Annotated in this window: 2 protein-coding genes; both read right to left on the reverse strand. The window is 76.6% G+C overall.

Annotation, left to right across the window (positions count from 1 at the left end; all coding sequences use genetic code 11):
- Positions 1-31: 31 nt before the first annotated feature.
- Positions 32-943 (reverse strand): hypothetical protein, encoded by a 912-nt coding sequence (locus V7E46_RS33125; RefSeq protein WP_333771866.1) that lies wholly within the window; start codon positions 941-943, stop codon positions 32-34.
- On the reverse strand, positions 940-3,036 hold a 2,097-nt coding region (locus V7E46_RS33130), incomplete at its 5' end, for a prenyltransferase/squalene oxidase repeat-containing protein (RefSeq protein ID WP_333771867.1). The genes V7E46_RS33125 and V7E46_RS33130, both read right to left, overlap by 4 nt.

The following is a 3,036-nucleotide window of genomic DNA, read 5'->3' on the forward strand; positions in this document are numbered from 1 at the left end:
GCGGGGGGCGGGTGGGGCGGCGGGCACCTGTCTACTCCGCGTCTCGCCTGCGCCGCACCCGCAGGACGGTCAGTACGGCGATCACGGCCACGACCGCGGCGGTGATCGCGGCCGGCAGCACGGAGCCGGTGGAGTGGCCCGCGGCGGCCGTCGGCTCGGCGTCCTGGGTGCGGGGCGCGGACCCCTGCGTGCTGCCGGCCGTGGTGGCGGCCCCGGTCGGGACCGGGGTGCCGGTCGGCGTCGCGGGAGGGGCTGTGGGCGGCGTGGTGGGCGCGGCGGAGGTGCGTGCCGGGGTCGGCTTCGCGGTGGCGGGGTTGCCGGCCGGGGTGTTCTTCACGGGCGGCCTGGCGGCTCCGGAGGACGTGCCGGGCGCGGTGTTGTGCGCCCTCACGGTGTCGGGGGAGAACGTCGGGCGGCCCTGGGTGCCGGCGGTGTTGGTGGCGCCGAAGATCCACAGGTCGACGCTGCCCGGCTCGGGGTGGTAGCTCGTCGCGCCGAGCTTGCTGTACGACCAGCTCTTCTGTCCCGGGTCGGCGTGCCAGTACGACCAGTAGGCGGTGGCCGGCGGCGTCAGCACGCAGGGTTCGCCCTTGACGGTGGGGTATTGGGTGCCGCCCTGGTAACCGGCGTACCCGATGCGGCAGATGAAGGCGGGCCCGTCGTGCTGGGTGCCGGTGGTCTGCCAACCGCCCTGGTTGAGCAGGGCGTAGCCGGTGGTGGGGGTGGTGCCGCAGGAGCGCAGCAGCGGGCCGCCCCAGTGGCTGAAGTCCACCGCGAGCACGACCCCCCTGGTGGTCGTGCACGCGCTCATCGGCTGCGCCGCCGCCGCGGCCGGGGCCGCGCCGAGGGTGAGGCCGCCGCACACCGCGGCGAAGACCAGTGCCAGCGCGGCGGCGGCGCGGGCGGCGCGCCGCCCTGCCGGCGGGAAGGGGCGGTGTGTCACTGGTGCCTCCCGTTGTGCTGCCCGGTGCGGCGGCGGGCCGCGGTGAAGGCGCCGCCGACGGCCAGCAGCAGCGCGGCCAGGCCCGCCGCCGCCAGCGCGCCGGTGCCGGTGGCGGCCAGCGCGCCGCCGCCGGAGGACCCGCCGGACGTAACGCCGTTGGAGCCGTCGCCGTCACCGTCGTCCTTCGAGGGGGTGACGGGCGCCAGCGCGTGGGTGAGGGTCGTCAGGGACGTACCGGCCAGCGCGGGGACGGCCTGGGTGCTGGAGCGCAGGTCGGAGGCGCCGGCCGCGTCGGTGATACGGAAGCCGCCGTCGCTGTTCTGGACCGAGCGCAGGAACTTCTGCCCGCCGCGGGCGGGTTCGGGCCGGAGCTTGTCCGTGGCCAGCAGCGCCTGGACGGCAAGCGCCGTGGAATTGCTGCTGGTTCCCGCCGCGCCCTGGTAAGCGCCGCCTCTCTGCTGGGCCTTGACCAGGTACGCGCGCGCCGCGGCGACCGCGTCGGCCTGGCCGGGGACCAGGACCAGCGCCTGCACGGCGTAGCCGGTGGTGTCCACGTCGGACGCGCAGGCGGCGCCCGCGGTGATCAGGGTGGACGAGAAGCCGCCGTCGGCGCACTGGAGACCGGCCAGCCGGCCGACCGCCGCCGCGGGCGGGGTCTCCCCGGCGCGGGCCAGCGCCAGCACGCCGAGGGCCTGGGAGACCGTCGAGTACGCCTGGCTGAAGTCGCCGGGCTCGGTGCAGGTGCCGTCCTCGGCCGCCGCGGCGCACACGTGGCCGGTGAGCGTGCCGAGCAGGTCGAAGCCGCCGAAGCGGCGCGGGTCCTGCCCCATCACCTCGGCGAGGACGGCGAGTTTGGCGGTGGCGCCGCTGTAGGGGCCGGGGTAGGCGGAGGTGCCCGCCGGGTCGGCGTAGTCGGCGGCGTGGCCGGCGAGGTAGGCCGTGACCTTCGTCAGCGCGGTGTCCTGCCGGCCGGTGGCGGCCAGCGCGAGGGCGACGTCGGCGGTCAGGCCGTAGTCGGGGCCGTAGTCGTTGGACAGGTGGTCGCCGCCCGCGAGCTGCTTGACCAGGTACGCCGCTCCGGCCGTGGCGGCCTTCTGGTCGGCGAGGTCGCGCAGCAGGGTGCCGAAGGAGGTGCCGGCGGCGCCGCTGACCGCCTGGGCGGAGGCGCGGACGTCGGAGTGCTTGTCGTCGGAGTCGGAGGCGACGCGGAAGCCGCCGTCGGGGTTCTGCTCGCCGGCCAGGAAGGCGCGGGCCTTGGCGATCTGCGGCGCGTAGGTCTTCGCGGCCAGGCCGAGGCCCTGGAGGGCGAGGGCCGCGGAGTTCACCGAGTCGCCGGCCGCGCCGTGGAAGCCGCCGTCGGCCAGCTGCCTGCCGGCCAGCCAGGCGGCGCCCCTGGCCACGGCGTGCGCGGCGGCGTCACCGGGGACCAGGTCGAGGGCCATCATGGCCACCGCGGTGCTGTCGACGTCGCCGTCGCCGGTCGCGGGGATCAGGCTCGGCCACGATCCGTCGCCTTTCTGCAGGCTCTCCAGGTACGCGATCGGCCCGGCGGCCCTGGCCGCCTCGCCCGCCCGGATCTGGACGATGACGCCGAGGGACTGGGAGAAGACCGAGGCGGCGTAGGCGTAGTTGCCCTTGGCGGCGCAGCCGGCGGAGGTGTCGGCCGCGGCGCACACGGTGCCGTCCAGGGCCGCGATCAGGTCGTGGCCGCCGTAGGCGCGCGGGTCGGCGCCGGTGACCTGGGCGGCGAGGGCCTCCTTGGCGAGCGAGCCGCCCTGCGCGTAGGAGGTGCCGATCAGCGTCCAGTCGTCGATGCCGCGCCCGGTGCCGTCCTTGCCGTGCTGGAGGAAGTCGGTCACCCCGGCCAGGGTGTCGTCGGCGCCGCCGGTCGCGGACAGGGCGAGGACGCCGTCGATGGTCAGGCCGAAGTCGGCGAAGCCGGTGTGCTGGCCGGAGCTGGACTCGTAGTAGTGGCCGTCGATGAGGTCGCCGCGGTTGATGAGGTAGGCGACGCCCTTGGCCAGGTCGGGAGCTGTCGCGGCCGGGGCCGCGGGCCCCGCCCGCCGCGGGGGGGGGGGGGGGCGGGCTCTTAT

The organism is Streptomyces sp. IBSBF 2435 (genome assembly GCF_036815005.1).
Classification (GTDB): Bacteria; Actinomycetota; Actinomycetes; order Streptomycetales; family Streptomycetaceae; genus Actinacidiphila.